Below are 23,678 nucleotides of genomic sequence, written 5' to 3'. Positions count from 1 at the left end.
CATTGGCTGCCGCGAAGCCGGCGGCGCCGAAAAAGTCAGAGGGTACAAACAGCAAGATGGCTGCACGCGTTAAGATTGCGGATATTGCTCTCCCGCCGGGCTACAAGCCTTCGGAGGACGAGCCTTTCATGAATGACATGCACAAGGCTTATTTCCGCAAGCGCTTGCTCGACTGGAAGGACGAGATCCTTCGCCAGACGCGCGAAACGCTTGCGATCCTGCATGAAGATTCCACTCAGCATGCGGACCTTGCGGACCGGGCGACGTCCGAAACGGATCGCGCGACTGAACTCAGAACGCGCGATCGTCAGCGCAAGCTCATTTCCAAGATCGAAGCGGCGCTGGGCCGGATCGAGGACGGTTCATACGGTTATTGTGAAGATACCGGCGAGCCGATCGGTCTGAAGCGTCTCGACGCGCGTCCTATCGCGACGCTGTCGGTCGAAGCGCAGGAGCGTCACGAGCGGCGCGAGAAGGTCTATCGCGAAGAATAGCTGGAAAAGCCGTTTCTTTTCGAAACGGCTTTTCACGTCCCGTTAAAGATTTCGGCTCACATTCAGCGTGCCTGTGCAGGCGTCTGAATTGGGGTTGGGTCGTGAGCGCTCGTATTTTATTAGCATTGTCTGCCGCCGTCGTGGCCGCGACGGGCGGCGTTGCGCAAACTCTTCCGGTTCGGGCTGAGCCTTTAAAAGCTGCCGTCGCCGCGCATTCGTTGCGCGATACGGACCTTGGCTGGAAAGTATCGACGGCAGGCCTCGTCGTGCACGGCTCAAAGGCGGCTATCAATCCTGTCGCGATCGCGACGCGGAAGCTTGATCTCAGCAAGCTCACAATGGCCGATTTCGGCGACGTCGATTCATCACGCTAAGTGCGTTCAGATTTTGGGCGGGGCGTCCAAGGAATCCATAGGATCTGGGGCACGCGTGAAGACCGGCATCCGGCGTACCGGTGGCGCTGCGACGACCTCGTTTGGTGCCGTTACATGAGGGCGGGAGGCGGAATTGATTCCCGTCTCTATAACCAAATCGACCGGGCCACCCGTCATTATCAAATGCTCGACATCATCGCGGCGGATGAGGATGAGCTTGCGGCGGCCATCGACGGTCGCATGATCCACAACTTCGAGGCGGCGCTCGCCCTTAGGCCGGAACAGAAGGGCCGTCGGCGCGGTTCCTGTCAGATAGGCGCGGAGGAAAACGGCCGCTCCTGCACTGAGCACCGCCAGAATGCCCAGCATGACCGTCCAGAAGATATAATTTTCCATTTCCGCCTCGCCCAGGATTTCGCCGCCGGCTGTATCGATTTCTTTCGACGATCAACGTTTCGATACCTCCGAGTTGACCGCATGTTAACTCTCTTAAGCGAAGTGTTATGCAAGCGAAAATCGCCGCACCGTTGCGGTACAGTTGCAGTTGCGTTTGAGTTCCATATCCATGCCCCAGTCCGACGTCTCGATTTTCGAGAATCAGCTAGGTTCTCGGTCCATGAAGGATCGCGAGGCGTTGAGGATCGATGCCGCCCCGATCGATCCGCTGAGCTCAGCGGAAGGGTTTGGCGGTTTCCTCCCTATCATCATAGTCGCCGCTGCCGGTGGCTCCATTCTGTTCGGGCTGCTCGCGAGCGGATCGGGCGAGCCGCTGCTTTTGACGGTCATCGCGCTCCTGGCGATGTTCGGCATTTTCATGCTGTTCGGCATCGCGGCGGGGCATATCCGGCTTGGCGCACGGGTCTCGGCGGGTGACTTCCTCAAAGCCGCGGTCGACGCACAGGACGAGCCGCAGATCATCGCCAATACCGATGGAACGGTTCTTTACGCCAACGCTGCGGTCGGAGAGGTTCTGGGCAGGCATGAGGCGGGGCCGTTTTCGGCACTCGAGACTTTGCTGACGCACGATGCGGAAGGTACCCAAGCCTTCTTTCAGCTGACGCGGGCTGCCGAACGCGGCGAAGCGCGCCGCGAGGATGTCCGGTTGCGTCCAGGCATCGAGGGGCGGCCGTCCTGGGTTCGCATTAGCGTACGTCCGTTTTCGCCGCCTGATCACGGAGCGGAAGATGTTTCGCCGCGCCAGCGACTCGTCTCGTGGCAGATCATCGATATCTCGAGCGAGAAGAGCCAGGAAGCTCAGCACATCGAGAGACTCGAGGCATCGCTCGCAGCGTTCGACGTCATGCCGGCCGGTTTCATGTGGGTGTCGGGCGAGGGCGGGATCCTTCACGTCAACGCGGCTTTCGAGCAGTGGCTCGGCTATTCGGCCGGGGCGCTGCGGGTGCGCAACCTCAGTCTCGCGGAACTTGCGGGTACGGAAGGTCTACGTCTTCTGAAACTCATGGCGACCATTCCGGAAGCCGATCAGCGCATCATCGATCTCGACTTGACGCGGCAGGACGGGCGCATCGTGGCCTTGACGCTGCTCGTCGAGCCGATCGGCAATCAGGGCGAACACGGCTTTACGATCACCGCGATCAACCGGCAGACGACGGGGCTCGTCGACCGCGGACAGCAGGATGTTCGGGCATCGCAATTTTTCCAATCGGCGCCGTTCGGCATCGCCGCGCTCGACGCGGAAGGCCGGATCGCTAACTGCAACACCGCTTTCATGCGGATGGTTCTGGATGGCAAGCCGGCGCAAGATGTGCTGGCCGCGGAAGCCCTTTGCCGTACGGCGGACCCTGAGGAGCGTCTGCGCATCGAGGCGGGACTTGGCGAGGCTCTTACCGGCCGCGGCAACATTCAGCCGATCGAAATCACGGCGGGCGCGCAACGGGAATTTACGCGCCGCATCTACATGTCGCCTCTTGCAGCGGTGCAGGGTGGAGCGGCTGCTGCTCTCTATGTGATGGACGCGACCGAGCAGAAGGCGCTCGAAGGCCGCGTCGCGCAGGCTCAGAAGATGGAAGCGGTCGGCAATCTCGCTGGCGGCATCGCGCACGACTTCAACAACGTGCTGACGGCGATCATCGGCTTCTCGGATCTCCTCCTGCAGACGCACCGGCCGAGCGACGCAGCGTATCGGGACATCAAGAACATTCAGTCGGCGGCGAACCGTGCGGCGGGGCTTGTCGCTGGACTTCTCGGCTTCTCACGCAAGCAGACGCAGCAGATTTCGGTTTTCAATGCCGGCGAGCTGACTTCGGACATGCTGCCGGTTCTTAAGACTCAATGCGGCGAGAAGATCGAACTCAAGATTCAGGCCGAGCGCGATCTTTGGTATGTGAAGGCCGACAGCGATCAGCTTTATCAGGTCGTCCTGAACCTCGTCCGCAATGCGCGCGATGCGATGCCGAATGGCGGCAAGCTGACGATCAAGACACGCAACGTGCCCGAGCGCGAAAGCCAGAAGATGAGCGGCGTTCCGGGCTTCTCGACGGGCGAGTACGTTCTCATCGAAGTCGCGGATACCGGCACCGGCATGGCGCCCGAAGTGATGGAGAAAATCTTCGAGCCGTTCTTCACGACGAAGGGTGTCGGCAAGGGCACGGGGCTCGGACTGGCGTCGGTCTACGGCATCGTCAAGCAGTCGGGCGGTTTCATTCTGCCCGAAAGTGAGATCGGCAAGGGCACGACGTTCAAGGTATTCCTGCCGCGCTACTTCGTCGAAGACGGCGAAGATGTCGAAACCGTTGTTCCGCAGACCATCGCGGCCGCGAAACGGCAGCTCAATGCGACCGATCTCACCGGAACGGGGCGCGTCCTGCTCGTCGAGGACGAAGTCGAAGTTCGGCAGTTCGCTGTCAGGGCGCTTCGCCGCCAGGGTTATCAGGTGATCGAGGCTGCCGACGGCGTCGAGGCGCTCGAGCTGATGGCGGCCAACGAGGGCGAGATCGACATCGTCGTGTCGGACGTCGTCATGCCGGAGATGGATGGTCCTGCGCTCTTCAAGGAACTCAGAAAGCGCAATCCGTCGATCAAGGTGATCTTCGTCTCGGGATATCCGAATGAAGCTTTCCGCGAGACGATGGGATCGGATGATTTCGCGTTCCTGCCGAAACCCTTCTCGCTGCCGCAGCTGGCTGCGAAGGTGAAAGAAGAGCTGGCGAAGTAATATTACCCCACCCCTGACCCCTCCCCGCAAGGGGGAGGGGAAACGCATCGCGACTTTGCTCCGCAGAGCCGGCCGCGATGCGCGAAGAGCGTTTTAAATCTCGCCCTTCAAGCCACGCTCGAAGTACTTGTGGATGATCTTGTCCTGGTTCTCGAGCAGCCAATCGATCGAGGGCTGATAATTCATCGCTTTATGAATGGCGAGCGAGGTCGCCTTGCGGTGAATGTCGAACAGGATTTTATGATCCAGCTTTTCGATCGTCGCGACGGACGGATGGAGCCATACCGAAACGATGATGCCGAGGTCGTCGACCTTGTCCTTCGGCAGGTCACCTGAACGCACGGCATCGAGCACGCCCATGGCGGTCGCGTATTGAACGGTGCCCATCAGGATGCTCGTATAACGCTCGTTATCGACGGTGACCTTGCTGACGCAAAGCGTCGGTGGGCGCACCATGACGTCGGTGTTCAGAAGCGAGAGTACGCGGGTGTGGCCTTTGACCTGATCACCGAGGAGGGTCGCAAAGGCGGTGCCGAACGGACCGTCCATCTCGCCGATCGCGACTTCCGGTTCGGCTGCGGTTCCCGGCGGGCCGCCTGCGACGAGGGCTTCGCCGACGCGGATGCCGAAACGCCCCGATCGGGGCTGAGACGTAGGACTACTCATTCGTGTTCACCTTTTCCTTCGTTATCGTCGAGGCGCCGGATTTAGGCGCATGACTTGAGATAACCCAGGGCGCAGGTAGACGCGCCATAAGTTGCGGTTATGGCGCGTTCCAGAAGGTGCGGTGATTTTGGCGCCTGCCCGTTATTCGCAGGGCGTATCGACAAGGCCGTCGGCGGCGGCTGAATATTTGCGGCAGGTGTTCGTTGCGACGGGCGGTGTTGCCTCGGAAGTCGCGACAGCCGTGGTGCTGGCGGTCGTTGCCGAAGACGTATCCTCCGAGACGGGTGTCGTTGTGGGAGCCGTTTCCGGCAGGCGGTCGGTCTTCTTGGCCACAACGGTCGTGGTGTCGGCTGACGCCGTGTGCTCAGCCGCTGCGGCTGCTGCCTTGGCGGCCGCGAGCTTCTGAGCTTCCCGTCTCTGCAGGGCCGCGAGGCGCGCGCGCTTTGCGGCAGCTGCTTCTCGGGCCTCGGCAATCCGGCGCTCTCTTTCACGCGCCGCTTCGTACCGGCGACGCCGTTGCTGTTCCCAGGCGTTCTGCTCGGCGGCGTGGGCTCCGGCGCGGAGGAGGAAGAACGCCAAGTGGCCACCGCCTCCCATGCGTGCTTCGGCGGCGGTCGAAGCGAATGCGCTGGCGACTACGAGAGCAGCGAGTAGAGTGGCGGAAATCCTGAGCACGGGAGCCTCCTTGGCTTGATCATGCACAGAGATTGCGCCCGGGCGACAAGTGGCGCTGTTTCACCGGTTACAGGTGTAGGGCTTAATAGATTCCGAGCTTCGCAAACCGCGCAGCGTGAGAACAAAACGAGATTGACAGATTCGGAACAAATCAAGTACACAGATCCTTAATTGATGGCGTTGGGCGCTTGCCATAGGGATTGAGGGTGACACGATGGAACGGCCGGACTGGACTGTGCTCGAAGGGGGCAAAATGGATAAGAAGCAGGCGCTAGAGCAGGCACTCGCGCAGATCGACAAGAACTTCGGCAAGGGGTCGATCATGCGGCTCGGCGCCCACGACAAGCTCGACATCGAGGCGATCTCGACGGGATCGCTCGGACTCGATATTGCGCTCGGCATCGGCGGGTTGCCGAAGGGGCGCATCATCGAAGTCTATGGACCTGAATCCTCGGGCAAGACGACGCTTGCGCTGCAGGTGGTCGCCGAAGCGCAGAAGAAAGGCGGCATCTGCGCGTTCGTCGACGCGGAGCACGCAATCGATCCGAGTTATGCCAAGAAGCTTGGCGTCAAGGTCGAAGACCTTTTGATCTCGCAGCCGGATACGGGCGAGCAGGCTCTGGAAATCGCCGATACGCTCGTGCGTTCGGGCGCTGTCGATGTGCTGGTCGTCGATTCGGTTGCGGCGCTGACGCCGAAGGCCGAACTCGAAGGCGAGATGGGCGACAGCCTGCCGGGTCTGCAGGCGCGTTTGATGAGTCAGGCACTGCGCAAGCTGACGGGTTCGATCTCCAAGTCGAACACGATGGTGATCTTCATCAACCAGATCCGCATGAAGATCGGCGTCATGTTCGGCAACCCGGAGACGACGACGGGCGGCAACGCGCTGAAGTTCTATGCTTCCGTTCGTCTCGACATTCGCCGCATCGGGCAGATCAAGGAGCGCGAGGAAACGGTCGGCAACCAAACGCGCGTCAAGGTCGTCAAGAACAAGGTCGCTCCGCCCTTCAAACAGGTCGAGTTCGACATCATGTATGGCGAAGGCATCTCGAAGGTTGGCGAGTTGATCGACCTTGGCGTCAAAGCCGGTCTCGTTGAGAAATCGGGCGCTTGGCTCTCCTACAACGGCGACCGGATCGGTCAGGGCCGCGAGAACGCCAAGACGTATCTCAAGGACAACCCGAAAGCTGCAGCTGAGCTGGAGAGGGCCATTCGCGCCAATGCCGGGCTGATCGTCGAGAAGATGCTTGCCGATCCGGGTGCCGGCGAGCACGACGGCGAAGAGCCGGACGAAGACGGGGTTCTTCCGGACGAGGATGCAGGCAAGAAGGTCGCCAAGGCGAAGCGGTAAGGGTTCTTGGTTGGCGCCGGCGACGTCTTTTCGGTTTGCGCCCGGCTATCCTCCTTCGTCGAGCCGGCCGCCGGGCGCGGTAGGGGCAGCAGGGCGCATGCGCCGTTTCTAGACACGAATAGAGGCCGCCGCTACAACGGCGGCCTTAAGCCGTTCCGAGGTCCGTTCTCGGAGCATTTTTACTCTCAATATCAGGCTCGAAAGCACCACATGGCTGGCGTCAGCGAAATCCGCGCTTCGTTTCTCGATTTCTTTGGAAAGAACGGACACGAGATCGTGCCGTCATCGCCGCTCGTGCCGCGCAATGACCCGACCCTGATGTTCACGAACGCCGGCATGGTTCAGTTCAAGAACGTGTTCACCGGCCAGGAGACGCGCGCCATTCCGCGGGCGACCACGTCGCAAAAGTGCGTCAGAGCCGGCGGCAAGCACAACGATCTAGATAACGTCGGGTACACGGCGCGCCATCACACGTTCTTCGAGATGCTCGGCAACTTCTCGTTCGGCGACTATTTCAAGGAGCGCGCGATCGAGCTTGCGTGGAATTTGCTGACGAAGGACTTCGGCCTCGACAAGAAGCGGCTGCTTGTCACGATCTATCATACCGATGACGAAGCATACGCGATCTGGAAGAAGATCTCGGGCTTCCCGGACAGCAAGATCATTCGCATCCCGACGAACGACAACTTCTGGCAGATGGGCGATACGGGTCCCTGTGGCCCCTGCTCGGAAATCTTCTTCGATCACGGCGATAAGATTGCGGGCGGTCCTCCGGGCTCGGCGGATGCCGACGGCGATCGCTTCATCGAGATCTGGAATCTCGTGTTTATGCAATTCGAGCAGCGCGCTCCGGGGGACCGCGTACCGCTGCCGAAGCCGTCGATCGACACGGGCATGGGGCTCGAGCGCGTCGCGGCAGTGCTGCAGGGCAAGCACGACAACTACGACATCGATCTGTTCCAGAACCTCATCCAGGCCATTCGTCAGGAAGCTGGAAAAGCCGGTGCGAAGGAGAGCGGTGTTGAGGGTAGTCCCGAATTTCTTCACGTCGCGCGGCGTGTCATCGCCGATCATCTGCGCTCGACGAGCTTCCTGATTGCCGACGGCGTGCTGCCGTCGAACGAGGGCCGCGGCTACGTGCTCCGGCGTATCATGCGGCGGGCCATGCGCTACGCCGCTCAGATCGGCTGCACCGAACCGCTGATGTATCATCTCGTTCCGGCGCTCGTACGCGAGATGGGGGATGCCTATCCGGAACTCGTCAGAGCGCAGCCGCTCATTGCCGAGACGCTGAAGCTCGAAGAGACGAAGTTCCGGCGCACGCTCGACAACGGCTTGAAGCTTCTCGGCGAAAGCTCGGGCAATCTCAAGAAGGGCGCGGTCTTTCCGGGCGACGTCGCGTTCAAGCTCTACGATACCTACGGCTTCCCGCTCGACCTCACCGAAGACGCGCTCCGGCCGCGGGGCATCACCGTCGACACGGCAGCATTCGACGATGCGATGAAGAAGCAGAAGGATGCTGCGCGCGCGGCCTGGAAGGGTTCGGGCGAGGCCGCAACAGAAGGCCTCTGGTTCGAGATCAAGGACAAGACCGGCGCTACGGAGTTCCTCGGCTACGATACCGAAGCGGCCGAGGGCATCGTAACCGCGCTCGTTTCCGGAAGCCAGGAAGCCAAGGAACTCAAAGTGGGCGACGAGGGCGCGATCGTCGTCAGCCAAACGCCGTTCTATGGCGAGAGCGGCGGCCAGCTCGGCGATCAGGGCGTCATCAAGGGGCCGAAGGGCGCGCTGTTCCGCGTGACCGACACGCAGAAGAAGCTCGGCGATCTCTTCGTGCACTTTGGCAAGGTTGAGGCGGGCAGCTTCAAGACAGGCGACGCCGTGGAGCTTGAGGTCGATCATGCGCGCCGGTCCGCGACGCGTGCCAATCACTCGGCCACGCATCTTCTGCACGAAGCGCTCAGGCAAGTGCTCGGCACGCACGTCGCTCAGAAGGGTTCGCTCGTTTCGCCCGATCGTTTGCGCTTCGACTTCTCGCATACGAAGCCGATGTCGCTCGAAGAGTTGAAAGCCGTCGAGGACATGGCGAACGCGGTGCTGCTCGAGAACACGCCGGTCGTCACGCGGCTGATGGGCATCGACGATGCGCGCGCGACGGGCGCGATGGCGCTCTTTGGTGAAAAGTATGGCGAAGAGGTTCGCGTCGTGTCGATGGGATCGACGCGGCCCGGCGCCAACAAGGCGTGGTCGGTCGAGCTTTGCGGCGGTACGCACGTGTCGCGGACGGGCGACATCGGCCTCATTCGCGTCGTCGGAGAGAGCGGCAGCGCGGCTGGTGTCCGTCGCATCGAGGCGCTGACGGGTGAGGGCGCGCGCGCCTATCTCGAAGAGCAGGATTCCCGCGTGAAGGAAGCGGCTTCCCTTCTCAAGACGCGGCCCGAAGATTTGATCGAGCGGCTGAAGCATCTCGTCGAGGAACGGAAGGCGCTTGAGAAGCAGCTTGCGGACGCGAAGCGGCAGATCGCGCTCGGTGGCGGCTCAGCTGCGGGCGCTAACGGGAATGGCGAGGCCATTCGCAGTATCGGCAACGTGAAGCTTCTTGCGCGGACGGTTCAGGGCCTCAATCCGAAAGACCTGCGCGGGCTGATCGATGACGGCAAGAAGCAGGTCGGGTCGGGTATCGTCGCGGTCGTCGGCGTCACAGAGGACGGCAAGGCGGGCCTCGCGGTCGGCGTTACCGATGATCTCGTCAAGACGTGGAGCGCGGTCGATCTCGTCAAGGCCGGCGCGGAAGCGCTTGGCGGCAAGGGCGGCGGCGGGCGTCCGGACATGGCGCAGGCCGGTGGTCCCGATGGCGCCAAAGCGGGCGATGCGCTGAAGGCCATCGAAGCTCGTCTCGCGAGCTGACACGGCAAGGGTGATAATCCTTGGTGTGAGCGAGTGTGACGTCGGGGAATTTTTGTTGCACTGCGAAGTGGCTAGCGCATTACCTTGCGGGCAATTCACTAATGACCGCCGGGAAAAATGCGCTATATAGCCGCCGCTTTCTGAACCCGAGGACCACCGCAGATGACACGCACGCGTTTGCTGAGTTTCGCCGCCTGTTTGTTTGTCACGACGTCGGCATGGGCTGACGACGCCATCGTCAAGCTGCCGGCAACTCCGGCGCCGACCGCCGGCCCGACGGCAGCTGCGGCGCAGGAATTTTGCGGCGATCCGGTCGGGAAGGCTGAGGATTTGATTGCGCGCTATTCGACGAAGTCCGGTCTGCTGCAGGTTTATACGAGCGAACTCTATACCGCCTTCAGCGACGATCCGAAGAACGCGAGCGTGATGTACACGTTCACGACGAAGCGCAATCCAGCCTATCCCGCCGCCGTCTGCCGCAAGGTGGTGCAGGAAGGGCAAGATCTCACGGTCAAGATGAAGGTCGTTTGCGATGGCCCGACCGAGGCATGCGCCAAACTGCAGAACGACTTCAACGTGATGACGGCGAAGATGCAGGCCGAGGTCGATCAGCAGATCGCGGCGGGGAAGAAATAATAATTCTGTGGTTGCGCCTGGCGACTCCGCTTCGCGGAGCCGGCCGCCAGGCGATCCCGGACTTCGCCGGGATGACGGACATAAATACGCTGCCACGCCCACTCCAGAACGTCATCCCCGCGTAGGCGGGGATCTGTCCAAGCGTCCGTTCATTGCGAGTATCCAGCCTGGATGGATCCCGGCCTTCGCCGGGATGACGTCTGAAGTAGCAAACACTGTTGTCATCCCGGGCGCGCATCTTGCGAGACCCGGGACCTACCTTCGTCGCGGTCCTGGGTCCCGGCTCTGCGCTGCGCTCCGGCCGGGATGACAAGTTGACGATCGGCTTTGACGGTGGCGCGGATGACCGTGGTTGGAACGTGTAGCCACCTGCTCCGTCATGCCGGCGGTGGCCGGCACCCAGACAAGTTTCAGTAGGTTGAATGGTTGCTGTCCGTTCGGAGCGGATCGCACGCGGCGAATGCGCGGACGGTTGCCTGGACTCCGGCCTATGCCGGGATGACGGACATAAATACGCTGCCACGCCCACTCCAGAACGTCATCCCCGCGTAGGCGGGGATCTGTCCAAGTGTCCGTTCATTGCGAGTATCCAGCCTGGATGGATCCCGGCCTTCGCCGGGATGACGGAGAGAGGTTTGCGCGCTCTTCTAGCTTTGAGCCCGTGCGGTGGCGCTACTTGTGCCGCGCGAGCCAGATGGTGTGGCCGCCGACCTCTGGATCTTCGAACACCTGGGACACGACTTCGAAGCCGTTCTCGGCAAGCAAGGCGCGGTATTCTTCGGGGGCCAGGCTCGCGTGATAGAGCGGTTCGCCAGCGAATGTTCCGACAGCCTCTCCATCGGAAGTTCCGCTCGTAAACATCAGCACCGCGTTCGGATTGGCGTGCTCGCGAAAGAGAGGAAACATCTTGCGCTGCTCGTCACGGCGCAGATGGAAGAAGCTATCCCACGCAATCATTCCGTCGAAGCGCTGACCGAGCGACAAGGTTCGCATGTCCGCGACGTTCCAAGACGCACTCGGAAAGCGTTCTTTGCAAATCGCGATCATGGCAGGGGAGGAATCCGCGCCGGTCAAGCGGTAGCCTGTCTCGATGAAGAAACGTGCGATGGGTTCGCCTGATCCGCATCCGATGTCGAGAACCGATCCGGCGGGCGGCAATAACGCACGAAACCGTTCGAGCCACGGCTGCTCGAACAGGCTCCGTGATCTCAGGCTGTCCCACGTGGATGCGTGCCGTTCGTAGAGACCGACGATGCGATCCGGATCGGCACTCATGGCACGCGTTGCTCCTGCTCGGCTTGCAGCTGAGGCTTTCGGCTATGCTGTCTTCGCCATCGCGGCTTTGAGGTTGGAGTCGACCTTCTGGAGGAAGCCGGTTGTCGAGAGCCACTTCTGGTCGGGGCCGACGAGCAGGGCCAAGTCCTTCGTCATGTAGCCCGACTCGACGGTTTGAATGCAGACGCGTTCGAGCGTCTTACAGAAGTTTGCAAGCTTCTCGTTGCCGTCGAGCTTGGCGCGGTGTCCGAGGCCGCGCGTCCAGGCAAATATCGACGCGATGGAGTTCGTCGACGTTTCCTTGCCCTTTTGATGTTCGCGGTAGTGGCGCGTAACGGTGCCGTGTGCGGCTTCCGCTTCGACGGTCTTGCCGTCGGGCGTCATCAGCACGCTCGTCATCAGGCCGAGCGATCCGAAGCCCTGCGCAACCGTATCGGATTGGACGTCGCCGTCGTAGTTCTTGCACGCCCAGACATAGCCGCCCGACCACTTGAGTGCGCTCGCCACCATGTCGTCGATGAGGCGGTGCTCGTAGGTCAGCTTGCGCTTCGTGAATTCAGCCTTGAATTCGGCCTCGTAGACTTCCTGGAAGATGTCCTTGAAGCGGCCGTCGTAGGCTTTGAGGATTGTGTTCTTCGTCGAGAGATAGACCGGATAGTTGCGCGACAGGCCGTAGTTGAGCGAGGCACGTGCGAATTCGCGGATCGATTCATCGAGATTGTACATCGCAAGCGCGACGCCCGAACCCGGAGCCTTGAAGACTTCCTTCTCGATGACGGCGCCGTCTTCTCCGACGAACTTGATCGTCAGCACGCCTTTTCCGGGGAACTTGAAGTCCGTCGCCTTATACTGATCGCCGAATGCGTGGCGGCCGACGATGATCGGCTCCGTCCAGCCGGGAACGAGACGCGGCACGTTCTTGCAGATGATAGGCTCGCGGAAGATCACGCCGCCGAGGATGTTGCGGATTGTGCCGTTCGGGCTCTTCCACATTTCCTTCAGGCTGAATTCTTTGACGCGCGCTTCGTCTGGGGTGATCGTCGCGCATTTGATGCCGACGCCGTGCTTCTTGATGGCGTTGCCGGCGTCGATGGTCACCTGATCGTTGGTCTTATCGCGGTTCTCGACGCTCAGATCGTAGTATTCGAGATTAACGTCGAGGTAGGGGTGGATCAGGCTGTCCTTGATCAGCTTCCAGATAATGCGGGTCATCTCGTCGCCGTCGAGTTCGACGACGGTGCCTTCAACCTTGATTTTCTGCATGGGATGTCTCGCGAAGAGGAATGGAAGCTTAACGATTAAACCATAACGGCAGGCTCGCTGCCGACGAAGTGAACCTTCGCCGCAGTCGTGCGGCAGATCTCGGAGTTGTTCAAGTTCCGAGAGAACAAAAGAAGCGTGGATGTTGGGCAAGATCCCGCCTAATTGTACGCCAGAAACGAGCCCTGCCGGAGCAAGGCTGGCACTAGAGACGCGCGGAGGCGCATTGAACGTCGAGACCGACACAACGAAAAGCGAGGCTGCGCCCGAGATCCGCATCGATCGGGGCGTGCCGGTGACGGGGCCGCGGGATACGGCGGTCGCTGAGATCGTGCATGCGTGCCATTCCGCTTCGATCGATCAGGGGCTCGCGGCGCTCGCCATTCCGGGTCTCGACCGGGAGACGCTCGAGCCTGTTTTGCAGTATTGCGCGGGGCTCAAGTGCGTCGAGGACAACGTGTCATGTCCTGGCTGCAAACGGCGGACGGAAGCTCAGGGGATCGAAACGCTCGATCAGTTCATCCTCAGCAAGAAGGAAGTGATCGTTGGCGACGGCCGCGTTCGTCTCAAGGGCGAAGGCACCGAGACGGTGACGACGCCGTGCCTCGAAACGCTGGCGAAGCAGTGGTCGGGCGAAAATTATTGGTTCTGGGCGCGCCGCGTTATTCGCAAGCTGCGCCACGGCTTGCGGCGGGCGCACATGCGCGGCGAGCCCGTTGCGGGCGAGGGCGAGACGCCGTCCATCATTTTGATGGAGCCACAACTCGCGGACAACATCGGCATGGTGGCGCGGGCCTGCGCGAATTTTGGGCTCGACGATCTGCGTCTCGTCAGTCCGCGCGATGGCTGGCCGAACGAAAAGGCGCGCATTGCAGCGTCCGGCGCAAACTACATCATCGATGACGCGCAGGCGTACGGCACGCTCGAAGAGAGCATCGCGGATCTGAACTGGGTCGGGGCGACGACGGCGCGGCAGCGGGATCTTCGCAAGCCCGTGCTAACGCCCGAGCAGGCCATCGTCGAAATGCGCAAGCGCATTGGCCGGGGCGAGCGGTGCGGGGTGCTGTTCGGGCGCGAGCGCAACGGGCTCGAGACCAACGAGGTCGCGGTCGCGGACGCGTTCATCATGATTCCAGTAAATTCTCGTTTCGCTTCTCTCAACCTGGCGCAGGCAGTGCTGCTTACGGGATACGAATGGATGCGGAGTGACGCTGGGCGAAGTCTTGGCCGGGTTACAACCTACGAGAAGCCTCTGACCGAAGGGCTCTACATGGGCCGGGATCGTCCGGCCAACAAAGAGGAACTCCTTGGACTCTTTGAACATTTGGAACGCGAGTTGGAAGCCAACGGATTCTTCAATCCAGCCCATCGCCGATCAGTCGTGTCGCAAAACCTGCGTACACTCTTGACGAGACTCGGTGCGACGGAGCAGGAAGTCCGCACCCTACGTGGTATAGTTGCCACGCTCTCACAGGGCAAAGGAAGGGCCCGAAAAGGGGGAGAGTAAGTGCCTTCATATGGCCAAGTTTTGGGCCGAGCGATGCCAATTCGAGAGGCTACTGGCATTGTGCAACGTGGCTGCTGCAAGGGCCGCGCCTGGGTTTCGCATTCACTAATAAAGAAAGTCAAAGAGGCTCAACCGGAGATGTGGATGAATACGAGGGCGGGGGTCGTGTTGGCAGGCGTGATGGCGCTGTCGGTTATGGGTACTGCAGTACCCGCCGGCGCGCAGGAGCTCAGCGAGCACGCGGTGAGATCGTTTATGGAGTATGCTTGGTCGCTCACGCCGCAGCAGTTCTCCAAGCCAGACGGCTCGGTGATTGTAATCGACAAGACCAAAAAGTCGGAAGTCGAGGTTCCGCTCGATGTAGCGCGCGATGTGATCAAGGCCGGGCGGCTTTCCGCGCATGCCCAGATCTGTGATCTCCGCGACGATCAGGTGCTGAACCACCGCGCCATGATGCGCCGGGAAGAGGCCAAGAAGAAGTGGACCCAGCAAAACCTGGTCTACATCAGCCAGTTGCACCTCACGACCGTCATGCTTCTGACCGGCCGTATCAAGCTCGTCGAGAAGGAAGGCGACAAGGAAGTCGTCGTCGACGAAAAGAAATCGCCGGCGCAGACGTGCTCGGATGAGCAGCGCAAGAAGGTTAAGGAAATGATTGCGGCTTACGTGGCCGCCAGCCCGCCGCCCAATTTCGCTGCAACTCAGCCGCCGCCGGCAGCGGGAGCACCGGTTGCAACCGGGTCGACTTCGGTCACGGAAACGACGATCGATAAGAAATAAGCGACAGATAGGCCGTTGACGAGGCGGCCGGACGCCGGTATCACCCACACACTCTTTCGCGGGTCCTTTCGGGCCCGCGTTTGATTTCTGCGCACCCGTGGCGGGACTGTCGAAGGTCCATGCCTGTCGGCCCTCAATAATGGGGGATGAGGAGGGGGCGCTCCAACAGTCACGGTTCAATCGAGCCGTGCCATAACTCATGGAGTGCTAGAAGATGACTAAGCGCGTTCGCGCCAAGCATAAGATTGATCGCCGTCTCGGCGAGAACATCTGGGGCCGTCCCAAGAGCCCGCTCAACCGCCGCGAGAGCCGTCCCGGCCAGCACGGCGAGCGCCGCTCGGGCAAGCTTTCCGACTTCGGTCAGCAGCTCAAGGCCAAGCAGAAGCTCAAAGGTTATTACGCATCGATTTCGGAGCGTCAGTTCCGTGCGGCTTACGACGAAGCTTCGCGCCTCAAGGGTTCGACGTCTGAGCACTTGATCGGTCTTCTGGAGCGCCGCCTCGACGCGCTCGTCTACCGCGCCAAGTTTGTGCCGACGGTGTTTGCTGCTCGTCAGTTCGTCAGCCACGGCCACGTGACGGTCAACGGCCGCCGCGTAACGATCCCGAGCTATCGTCTCAAGGTCGGCGACGTTGTCGAGGTTCGTGAGAAGGCGAAGCAGCTGGCTCTCGTTCTCGAAGCCATCAAGAGCGCCGAGCGCGATCTGCCCGACTACATCAACGTCGATCATAACAAGTTGACGGCTTCGCTCACCCGCATTCCGGCTTTGAGCGACGTGCCCTATCCGGTTCAGATGGAACCGAACCTGGTGGTCGAATTCTACTCGCGCTAATCGCGCGACAGAAAAAAGCTTCGATTTCTGCAATTGGCCGGTGCTTCGTCGCCGGCCTTTTTGTTGCGTTGCGCAATCAAAACCCTAGTGCGCATAGCTCAGTTCGTCATTTCCATATGAATAACGGTCATTCGCTCTCGTTGAGCTGAGTGCGTAGAGTTGCGTTCATAAGAACGTTGCTCTTGGGGGGAAACGCATATGGCTGTCGCCGAAACAGGAACTCTCGCCGATCCACAGACTCCGGGCATTACCAGGGCGGAACGAAAAGTCATTTTCGCGTCTTCGCTCGGCACGGTTTTCGAGTGGTACGACTTCTACCTTTATGGCTCGCTTGCGACCATCATCGCTGCGCAGTTCTTCTCGCTGAAAGATCCGGCGGGCAACTTCATCTACAATGAATCGACGCGCAACATCTTCGCTCTGCTCGCGTTCGCTGCGGGCTTCATCGTCCGGCCATTCGGCGCCATCATCTTCGGACGAATTGGCGATCTCGTCGGGCGGAAAAACACCTTTCTCGTAACGATCCTGATCATGGGCCTGTCGACCTTCGTCGTCGGCCTGTTGCCGAGTGCAACGTCGATCGGCATCGCGGCGCCGATCATTCTGATAGCGCTTCGTCTGCTGCAGGGCCTGGCGCTCGGCGGCGAGTACGGCGGCGCGGCGACCTATGTGGCCGAGCACGCTCCGACGGGACGGCGCGGCTTGTATACGAGCTGGATCCAGACTACGGCGACGCTCGGCCTATTCCTGTCGCTCATTGTCATCCTCGCGGTCCGTACCATCGTCGGCGAAGATGCATTCAAGGAATGGGGCTGGCGCATTCCGTTCCTCGTCTCGATCGTTTTGCTCGGGATCTCGGTCTGGATCCGTCTGTCGCTGTCGGAATCGCCGGCCTTCAGGCGGATGAAGGAGGAGGGCAAAGGCTCGAAGGCGCCGCTGACCGAAAGCTTCTTCCACTATCCCAACAACAAGTACGTTCTCTTAGCACTGCTTGGCCTCGTCGCCGGCCAGGGCGTCGTCTGGTACACAGGCCAATTCTACGCGCTGTTCTTCCTGCAGAGCATCCTCAAGGTCGACGGCTACACCGCGAACCTCCTAATCGCGTGGTCGCTATTGCTCGGCACGCTTTTCTTCGTGTTCTTCGGGTGGCTGTCGGACAAGATCGGCCGCAAGCCAGTCATCCTCGCGGGCTGCCTGATCGCCGCTCTCACCTACTTCCCGCTTTTCAAGCTCCTTGCCGAGACGGCCAATCCGGCGCTTGCCCATGCGATCGAGACGGTGCAGGTGAAGGTCGTGGCCGATCCAGCCGAATGCGGCTCGCTGTTCAACCCGGTCGGCACACGCAAATATACGACCGCTTGCGACAAGGCTCGCGACTGGCTCTCCAAGGCGTCGGTCAAGTACACGACCGAGGCCGGACCGGCTGGTCAGCCGGCCAAGGTTGTGATTGCGGGCAAAGAAATTGCTGCCGCCGATCTTGAGAAGGCCGTTGGCGATCCGAAGGACAAGATCACGGTCGGAAGTCAGGCGATCACCGAAGCCGGCTATCCGAAGGCAGGCGATGCAAGCATCGTGAAGTTGTCCAATCCTTTCGACATCTTCAACCATCAAGCTGGCACTGTCATCGGTATCCTGTTCATCCTGGTGCTCTATGTCACCATGGTCTACGGGCCTATCGCGGCAGCGCTGGTCGAACTCTTCCCGACAAAGATTCGCTACACGTCGATGTCATTGCCTTATCACATCGGCAATGGCTGGTTCGGCGGCCTCCTGCCCGCCACCGCTTTCGCGATGGTGGCCGCGACAGGAGACATCTACTACGGCCTCTGGTACCCGATCGTGGTCGCAGCGGCGACGGCCGTGATCGGCTTCCTGTTCATTCCGGAAACGAAGGATCGCGACATCCATACGATCTGACGACGCTTCGGGTTAGCCCAAAGCTCGCTGAAAGGCCGCCTCGCTGGCGGCCTTTTCTGTTTTGCACTTCCGTCATCCTCGAACGGTCGAGCATCGCGAGACTGTTCGGGGATCCAGCGTAAAATGCGCCGAAGGCTCGATTTTGCGTCTTCGACGACTCTTACGCTGGATCCCCGGCCATCGACGCAGCTTCGCTGCGCTCGGCCGAGGATGACGATCGATTGATCGATTGGACGAGCCGAGCATGCAAACACAGTTGTCATCCCGGGCGAGCCATCTTGCGAGACCCGGGACCCATCTTGGTCGCGGTCCTGGGTCCCGGCTCTCCGCTTCGCTGCGGCCGGGATGACAAGTGGTGAGGCAATCACCGACCACCACCACCGTCATGCCGATGGAGGTCGGCATCCAGGCAACGATCTGCACTCGTTGTGTTGATGTTTGGCTGGATCCCGGCCTTCGCCGGGATGACGTTGGTGGTCGTAGTGGCCGAGGTTTGACGAGGTTCGGTTCAGCGTTTGCCGTAGAGATCGTTGAACGGCACCATGACGTGTTCGCGGTAAGCAGGGCGGCCCTTCAGCCGTTCATACCAGGCTTCGACGTTTGGAAGGCTCGGGCGCTCGATTTCGATATTGTAATAGCGGAAGAGAATGGCGCCCGTCGTGATGTCGGCGAGGCTCAAGCTCTCGCCGAGCATGTACTCTTTTCCGTCCAGCCAGCGATCGAGAAGCTGCAAATGCTTCGCAGACTGCTCGATGCCGCGATTGATGATGGACCAGTCTCTTTCCGCTTCCGGCGTGCGATAGAAGGCCCAGAACACATCGTTGAGGAAAGCCGGCTGCAAAGTCGTCTCTGACCAATCCATCCAGCGCTCGTAATTGGAGCGTTCAAAGGCATCGTCCGACCAGAAGCGGTCTTTGCCGTAGCGCGCCGCCAGGTAGCGAAGAATCGCGTGAGATTCCCATACGCCATGTCCCTCGTCCTCGATCAGGGGAATGCGTCCGTGCGGGTTCACTTTCAGGTATTCAGGCGTGTCGAGTTTGCCGAAGGCGCCGCCCGCCGGGATGTGCTCATGCGGGAGATCCAATTCTCCAATGAGCCACAGGACTTTTTGGACGTTCAACGAATTTCTGCGTCCCCAAACTTTCAGCATCGCTTGCTTTGCTCGCTCATCGATCCACCCGTCACGCGGGCGGCAATGATATAGAGGGATTGCGGGAGGCATCGCTAGAGCAGGCTCGTTCGTTCCAAGATAACGAATGATCTGCTCAGATAGCCTTCCCCCATTGGCGGCGGACGGGGCGCGCGATGGAGACGCCGGGGCTCGGTGCGATTGCTGGACCGCCGCCTTCTGGTCTCCTCTTGCGGCGGCGCGTGGGGGGCGGCTCGGCGTTGGCCCAGCCGTAGGCGAGGATCGTCATCAGGGCCGAGGCTGCGAAGAAATAGACGCCGGGCAGCACGCGCGCTTCCGTGTAGCCCGACGAATTGACGTAGAAGATCATCAGAGCCAGCACCATGACATCGGTCATGGAATAGCGGCCGATCCATTCCATCGTCGCGAACGATTTCCTGCGGAAGTCGTCAGGCATGTCGTGCGCCGTGATCAGCGTCAGCAGATAAAAGAGCTTCAGGAATGGGAAGAACACGGACACCGCGAAGACGACGGCGCAGAGAAAATACTCCTGGTTCTCGAAGAGCGCATACATGATCGTCAGGATCGAATGCTCGTTCGTCCAGACATAAACCGTCGTGAAGCGGATCGTCGGCAGGATCAGGCCGAGCGCGAAAAAGACGGTCGCGAGAATGATCAGGAAGCTCAGCGCGAAGTTGCGCCAGCCGGAGGTGCGGGTCGCTTGGCCGACGTCGGGCTGAGGCAGCACGGGGACGAGATCTGGCGCGGCGGCCATTCCGTCGGTTCGTATCCACGCGTACGACAGGATCATCAGCATGACGGCGGCCGTGAAGAAGTAGACGCCGTTGAGGCTCGAGGCATCGTAGACGCCCTGGCTCTTGATGAAGAAGATCGTCAGCGCCAGCACCAGGACGTCGTGCATCGACCATTTACCGAGCCATTCGAGCGCGCGCAGCCGGCCTTGATGGCGGACAATTTCAGCCGGCGGCAAAGTCGAGACGAGCAGCAGGTAGAGAAGCTTCGTCACCGGCAGCAGGATCGAGAAGACGAGCACGATCATGCCGAGGAACGTCTGGCCATCGTGCAGCAGCACGCTGACGGTCGAAAGGAGGGAATGCTCCGTCGTCCAGAACGTGAAGGTCGTGAGCTTCAGGATCGGCATCGTTATGCCGAGGGCGAGGCAGACGCTGGCGGTCAAGATGGTCAGCGATAGAAAGAAGCGCCTGCCGCTCAGCCACATGACCTGCACTTTCGGGCTCCTCTTCGCGACCAGGGCAAGCCCTTTCGCCATCCTCGCGAGGCAGCACTTCCGTTCGGCAAAATTGAGACAGCGGCCGGTCAAGCTGGATCAGTGCAGACGCGGTACGAATGATTGTTGTGAGGAAGAGGAAAGTTCATGACCGGCAAAGATCGTTCGTCCGAGGCCTTCGATCCTGTTGGGTACGCGCCTGACGGCAAGCCTAGAGCACGCGGGCTTGGTCTGCCGATGCCGGGCGTACCGGGGCCGCTCAACGCCATCACCGATGTCGAGGGCGTGACGGTCGGGTTCACGACGCTGCGCAACGACGGCGGGTCCGTTCATACGGGTGTCACCGCGATCCTGCCGCGCGCGGAGGGAGACCTCCTGCATCCCGTTTGGGCGGGCGTTTTCTCGATGAACGGCAACGGCGAAATGACGGGCGCGCATTGGATTCGCGATGCCGGCTGGTTCACCGGGCCGATCACGATCACCAACACGTTTTCGGTCGGCCTTGCACATCATGCGACGCTGAAATGGATGGCGAAGCGATTTCTTTCGCTTGGGGAGGATCTCTGGGCGCTTCCCGTCGCGGCCGAGACCTACGACGGTTATCTCAGCGACATCGCAGCCTTTCACGTCAGCGAAGAGCACGTATTGGCCGCAATCGATGGCGCCCGTTCGGGGCCTGTCGCCGAGGGCTGCGTCGGGGGCGGCACGGGGATGATCGCGTATGAATTCAAAGGTGGCACAGGGACTGCCTCACGGCGGGCGGCGACGCGTCTTGGAGAGCATACTGTTGGCGTGCTCGTTCAGGCCAATCACGGCATCCGGCCGTGGCTGACCGTCTGCGGCAAGCCTGTCGGCGACGCGTTGCCGGGACGGCGCTGCCATACCGTGGAGCGGGGTTCGATCATCGTCATCATCGCAACCGATGCGCCGCTGCTGCCGGGCCAACTCGAGCGTCTCGCGCGGCGGGCCTCCATCGGCATCGGCCGGGGCGGGACGCCGTCCGGTAATAGTTCGGGCGATATCTTTCTGGCGTTCTCGACGGCTAACGATCCGGGTCCGTTGCCGGAGCCTCCGGCGCTGTCGTTCACGGCCGTCAGCAACGACGATCTCGACGCGCTTTATCTCGCCGTCGTCGAGGGTGTTGAAGAAGCCGTGCTGAACGCGATGCTCGCGGCGGAGACGACGACTGGCAAACACGGCCGGGTCGTCGAGGCGATCGATGTGCAAAAACTAAAAGCGCTCGCGCTTCAATGAAGCAGCGAGCGCTTTGATCGTGTCGTCGGACGCGGTTTCCCGCAGAACGCCTCAGGCGTGCTGGTGCGAGTGGGGAATGCCCTTCGCGCAGACGAGATCGTGCAGTTCACCTGCGGAATACATTTCACGCATGATATCGCAACCGCCGACAAATTCGCCCTTGACGTAAAGCTGCGGGATCGTCGGCCAGTTCGAGAACGTCTTGATGCCTTCGCGAACACCCTGATCTTCGAGCACGTTCACATCCTTGAACGGCACGCCGAGGTGCTCGAGGATCTTCACGGCTGTCGCCGAGAAGCCGCACTGCGGGAACTGCTTTGTGCCCTTCATGAACAATACGACGTCATTGTCGGCGATCGTTTTGGCGATCGAGTCGTGGACCGGATCAGCAGCCATTCTGAGGTTCCTTTATTGGTGCGGAGCAGCCCGGACGGCGCACCCGCTTCACTTATTCGAGATGTGGGCGAGACCGGCCCGTTAGTCAATCCGGCGGCAGCGCGGTCGTAAGCTGCAGGGCATGCAATACGCCGCCCATGTTGCCGCCCAGGGCGTCATAGACCATCTGGTGCTGCTGGACGCGGCTTTTGCCCTTGAAGGCCGCCGAGACGACGTGGGCGGCCCAGTGGTCGTTATCGCCAGCCAGATCCTTGAGCACGATTTGGGCGTCCGGAAAGCGGGCTTTTATCATCCGTTCGATGTCGGCCGCTGGCATGGGCATTTTCGTGAACTCCAGGTCTGAGAAGGGGCGTTTGGGGATCTAGACTTTTGCCCGGGTCGATCAGGTAGGGCAAGACCCGCGATCAGCCAAACTTATCGAATTGTCACGCGATTGCGATTGGACGTTATCAAGGCGGATAGCTATGTTTAACTGCATTGAGGACGTCAAGTTCTCGAAGTCTAATGGAGGACACCATGAAGACCTGGACCAAGCCCGCAGTTCGCGAGCAGGAAGTTGGCCTCGAAGTTACGTCGTACCTTCCGGCTGAGATCGACCTCATCTAAGTCGATACTTCCGATTTGAATTCAAGCACGGCGGCAGGAAATCTGCCGTCGTGTTTTTTTTGTGCATGAAAAGAAAACACCCGCTGCGGGGTATGCAGCGGGTGTTTCACGAGCCGAGGAGGGGGGAACGCCTCGGCTGATGCGAGCTTTACTGCTCGCAATCGATAGTGACCTTGACCCAGGGTAGATCGAGCTTGCACTTGCCGGATTTGGTTCGCGTCAGAACCTTGTCCAATTGCAAATCGCCAATCTTGATCTTGCCGAGCTGGCCGGCGATGTCATTGCCTTCGGCTTTGCCTTCGTTGGCGTTGTTGTCGTTCTTCGCGGCGTCGGTCGAAGCTGGTGACGCCGGTGCGGGCGTTTTCGCTTCATCGGCTTTCTTCTCGTCCACCTTCGTGTCTGCGGCAGGAGCTTGCGCGTCTGCGGCAGGAGCTTGGCTCGCCGGTTCCGTGTTCGCATCCTTCGTCGCCGCGGGCGGGATGCTGGAGGAGGCCGGTTTCGAAGCAGCAGGCTGAGGCGGCGCGACAAGAGCGGCTGTTACGGCATCGGGCTTCTTGGCTGCGGGCGCATCGACCTTTGCATCCGACTGACCGCAGAGCTGCAGATCCTGCGGCGCCGGCTTCCAGATCATCGTCTTCGACAAAAATTTGATGCCAGCGTAACCGACGACTTTGAGGTCGCCGTTCGCGAGGGGTGTCAGCTCGACATCGTATTTGCGTCCGCGCTCGGGTGAATAGATCCAACCGTTATCCCAGCGGCCGTCGCCCGCCGGGGCGACATCGCCGATGATCTGCTTGCCGCATCCGCCTGCGTCCGATTCCGATTTCACCCAGACGACGTTGCCGCAAAGGGCGTTGCCGCATTGCTTGATCTCGACTGCGCCGCGACCGGTGTCGTTTATCCAAATACCGGTTGGATCACCAGCTGCCGATGCGCTCTGCAAAACGGCGGGTGCTAACAGGGCGACGAACGCCGATGCGATATACTTCACTCTGCGCATGAGACGATCCCTTCGGTGAAAGATCAGGTTTGTTCCATCTCTGGGGGTTTTGTGCATCAAGCCGTCTGGAAGCGATGTTCCAGAGGGCACAGCCCGTTTCGGAGCAGATGCTCCTGGTTTTTTTGACTTCCTGCACGAGACTTTCGGCAGGCTCAAGATAATGCTTGAAGCTACATCGTAACGGATTGTGCGGGA

Annotated in this window: 22 protein-coding genes; 12 read left to right on the top strand and 10 right to left on the bottom strand. The window is 60.7% G+C overall.

Annotated elements, in window-relative coordinates; all coding sequences use genetic code 11:
* Positions 1 to 56 precede the first annotated feature (56 nt).
* Both dksA and G359_RS14250 read left to right on the top strand, forming a co-directional pair.
* The gene (gene dksA / locus G359_RS21145; protein ID WP_045838036.1) at positions 57 to 494 is read left to right on the top strand and encodes an RNA polymerase-binding protein DksA; all 438 of its coding nucleotides are present in this window, start codon (positions 57 to 59) and stop codon (positions 492 to 494) included.
* Between the two features lie 101 nt (positions 495 to 595).
* Positions 596 to 868, top strand: a complete 273-nt coding sequence (locus tag G359_RS14250) for a hypothetical protein (RefSeq protein WP_156150785.1) — start codon at positions 596 to 598, stop codon at positions 866 to 868.
* Positions 869 to 874: 6 nt separating this feature from the next.
* Here the strand turns inward: G359_RS14250 and G359_RS14245 are convergent, their stop codons facing one another.
* A complete protein-coding gene (locus G359_RS14245; RefSeq protein WP_045836667.1) occupies positions 875 to 1,264 on the bottom strand; it encodes a hypothetical protein in 390 nt (129 codons plus the stop codon).
* A gap of 169 nt (positions 1,265 to 1,433) precedes the next feature.
* Here G359_RS14245 and G359_RS14240 point away from each other — a divergent pair, with 169 nt between their 5' ends.
* Positions 1,434 to 4,043 carry a hybrid sensor histidine kinase/response regulator gene (locus G359_RS14240; RefSeq protein ID WP_052699391.1) on the top strand — a complete coding sequence of 870 codons (2,610 nt, stop codon included), beginning with the start codon at positions 1,434 to 1,436 and terminating at the stop codon, positions 4,041 to 4,043.
* A 93-nt stretch (positions 4,044 to 4,136) separates the two neighbouring features.
* Here the strand turns inward: G359_RS14240 and fae are convergent, their stop codons facing one another.
* Positions 4,137 to 4,709: a formaldehyde-activating enzyme gene (gene fae / locus G359_RS14235; protein ID WP_045836666.1), complete on the bottom strand. Its 573-nt coding sequence runs from the start codon at positions 4,707 to 4,709 to the stop codon at positions 4,137 to 4,139.
* A gap of 141 nt (positions 4,710 to 4,850) precedes the next feature.
* The gene (locus G359_RS14230; protein WP_156150784.1) at positions 4,851 to 5,384 is read right to left on the bottom strand and encodes a hypothetical protein; all 534 of its coding nucleotides are present in this window, start codon (positions 5,382 to 5,384) and stop codon (positions 4,851 to 4,853) included.
* 214 nt (positions 5,385 to 5,598) lie between these two features.
* Here G359_RS14230 and recA point away from each other — a divergent pair, with 214 nt between their 5' ends.
* The 3 genes from recA to G359_RS14215 all read left to right on the top strand — a co-directional run bounded on the left by recA (position 5,599) and on the right by G359_RS14215 (position 10,278).
* Positions 5,599 to 6,735, top strand: coding sequence for a recombinase RecA (gene recA / locus G359_RS14225; protein ID WP_045836664.1), 1,137 nt, complete (start codon positions 5,599 to 5,601; stop codon positions 6,733 to 6,735).
* Positions 6,736 to 6,945: 210 nt separating this feature from the next.
* Complete coding sequence (gene alaS / locus G359_RS14220) at positions 6,946 to 9,642, top strand: alanine--tRNA ligase (protein ID WP_045836663.1); 2,697 nt, start codon at positions 6,946 to 6,948, stop codon at positions 9,640 to 9,642.
* Positions 9,643 to 9,804: 162 nt separating this feature from the next.
* Complete coding sequence (locus G359_RS14215) at positions 9,805 to 10,278, top strand: hypothetical protein (protein ID WP_045836662.1); 474 nt, start codon at positions 9,805 to 9,807, stop codon at positions 10,276 to 10,278.
* Between the two features lie 672 nt (positions 10,279 to 10,950).
* On the opposite strand, the gene G359_RS14210 is transcribed toward G359_RS14215, so the two are convergent.
* Complete coding sequence (locus tag G359_RS14210) at positions 10,951 to 11,553, bottom strand: class I SAM-dependent DNA methyltransferase (protein WP_045836661.1); 603 nt, start codon at positions 11,551 to 11,553, stop codon at positions 10,951 to 10,953.
* 42 nt (positions 11,554 to 11,595) lie between these two features.
* A complete protein-coding gene (locus tag G359_RS14205; protein WP_045836660.1) occupies positions 11,596 to 12,816 on the bottom strand; it encodes an NADP-dependent isocitrate dehydrogenase in 1,221 nt (406 codons plus the stop codon).
* 223 nt (positions 12,817 to 13,039) lie between these two features.
* Here G359_RS14205 and G359_RS20975 point away from each other — a divergent pair, with 223 nt between their 5' ends.
* The 4 genes from G359_RS20975 to G359_RS14185 all read left to right on the top strand — a co-directional run bounded on the left by G359_RS20975 (position 13,040) and on the right by G359_RS14185 (position 17,849).
* Complete coding sequence (locus tag G359_RS20975; RefSeq protein ID WP_082073096.1) at positions 13,040 to 14,320, top strand: RNA methyltransferase; 1,281 nt, start codon at positions 13,040 to 13,042, stop codon at positions 14,318 to 14,320.
* Between the two features lie 144 nt (positions 14,321 to 14,464).
* The gene (locus tag G359_RS14195; protein ID WP_045838033.1) at positions 14,465 to 15,100 is read left to right on the top strand and encodes a hypothetical protein; all 636 of its coding nucleotides are present in this window, start codon (positions 14,465 to 14,467) and stop codon (positions 15,098 to 15,100) included.
* A gap of 214 nt (positions 15,101 to 15,314) precedes the next feature.
* The gene (gene rpsD, locus G359_RS14190; RefSeq protein ID WP_045836659.1) at positions 15,315 to 15,932 is read left to right on the top strand and encodes a 30S ribosomal protein S4; all 618 of its coding nucleotides are present in this window, start codon (positions 15,315 to 15,317) and stop codon (positions 15,930 to 15,932) included.
* Positions 15,933 to 16,130: 198 nt separating this feature from the next.
* Complete coding sequence (locus tag G359_RS14185; protein ID WP_045836658.1) at positions 16,131 to 17,849, top strand: MFS transporter; 1,719 nt, start codon at positions 16,131 to 16,133, stop codon at positions 17,847 to 17,849.
* 508 nt (positions 17,850 to 18,357) lie between these two features.
* On the opposite strand, the gene G359_RS14180 is transcribed toward G359_RS14185, so the two are convergent.
* Positions 18,358 to 18,999, bottom strand: coding sequence for a glutathione S-transferase family protein (locus tag G359_RS14180; protein WP_045836657.1), 642 nt, complete (start codon positions 18,997 to 18,999; stop codon positions 18,358 to 18,360).
* Positions 19,000 to 19,114: 115 nt separating this feature from the next.
* Positions 19,115 to 20,269 carry a paraquat-inducible protein A gene (locus G359_RS14175; protein WP_245280040.1) on the bottom strand — a complete coding sequence of 385 codons (1,155 nt, stop codon included), beginning with the start codon at positions 20,267 to 20,269 and terminating at the stop codon, positions 19,115 to 19,117.
* 105 nt (positions 20,270 to 20,374) lie between these two features.
* Here G359_RS14175 and G359_RS14170 point away from each other — a divergent pair, with 105 nt between their 5' ends.
* Positions 20,375 to 21,481 (top strand): DmpA family aminopeptidase, encoded by a 1,107-nt coding sequence (locus tag G359_RS14170; protein ID WP_045836656.1) that lies wholly within the window; start codon positions 20,375 to 20,377, stop codon positions 21,479 to 21,481.
* 51 nt (positions 21,482 to 21,532) lie between these two features.
* Here G359_RS14170 and grxD read toward each other — a convergent pair whose 3' ends face one another.
* Complete coding sequence (gene grxD / locus G359_RS14165; RefSeq protein ID WP_045836655.1) at positions 21,533 to 21,877, bottom strand: Grx4 family monothiol glutaredoxin; 345 nt, start codon at positions 21,875 to 21,877, stop codon at positions 21,533 to 21,535.
* Between the two features lie 85 nt (positions 21,878 to 21,962).
* On the bottom strand, positions 21,963 to 22,199 hold the full coding sequence (locus G359_RS14160) for a BolA/IbaG family iron-sulfur metabolism protein (RefSeq protein WP_045836654.1): 237 nt from the start codon (positions 22,197 to 22,199) through the stop codon (positions 21,963 to 21,965).
* A 194-nt stretch (positions 22,200 to 22,393) separates the two neighbouring features.
* On the opposite strand from G359_RS14160, the gene pqqA reads away from it, so the two are divergent.
* On the top strand, positions 22,394 to 22,483 hold the full coding sequence (gene pqqA, locus G359_RS14155) for a pyrroloquinoline quinone precursor peptide PqqA (protein WP_015598411.1): 90 nt from the start codon (positions 22,394 to 22,396) through the stop codon (positions 22,481 to 22,483).
* 148 nt (positions 22,484 to 22,631) lie between these two features.
* Here pqqA and G359_RS14150 read toward each other — a convergent pair whose 3' ends face one another.
* Complete coding sequence (locus G359_RS14150; protein WP_045836653.1) at positions 22,632 to 23,483, bottom strand: DUF2147 domain-containing protein; 852 nt, start codon at positions 23,481 to 23,483, stop codon at positions 22,632 to 22,634.
* Positions 23,484 to 23,678: the final 195 nt, after the last annotated feature.

Source organism: Hyphomicrobium sp. 99, assembly GCF_000384335.2.
Taxonomy (GTDB): Bacteria; Pseudomonadota; Alphaproteobacteria; order Rhizobiales; family Hyphomicrobiaceae; genus Hyphomicrobium_B.
Note: the sequence above shows the minus strand (reverse complement) of the source record. Positions and strands in the feature narration are given on the sequence as shown.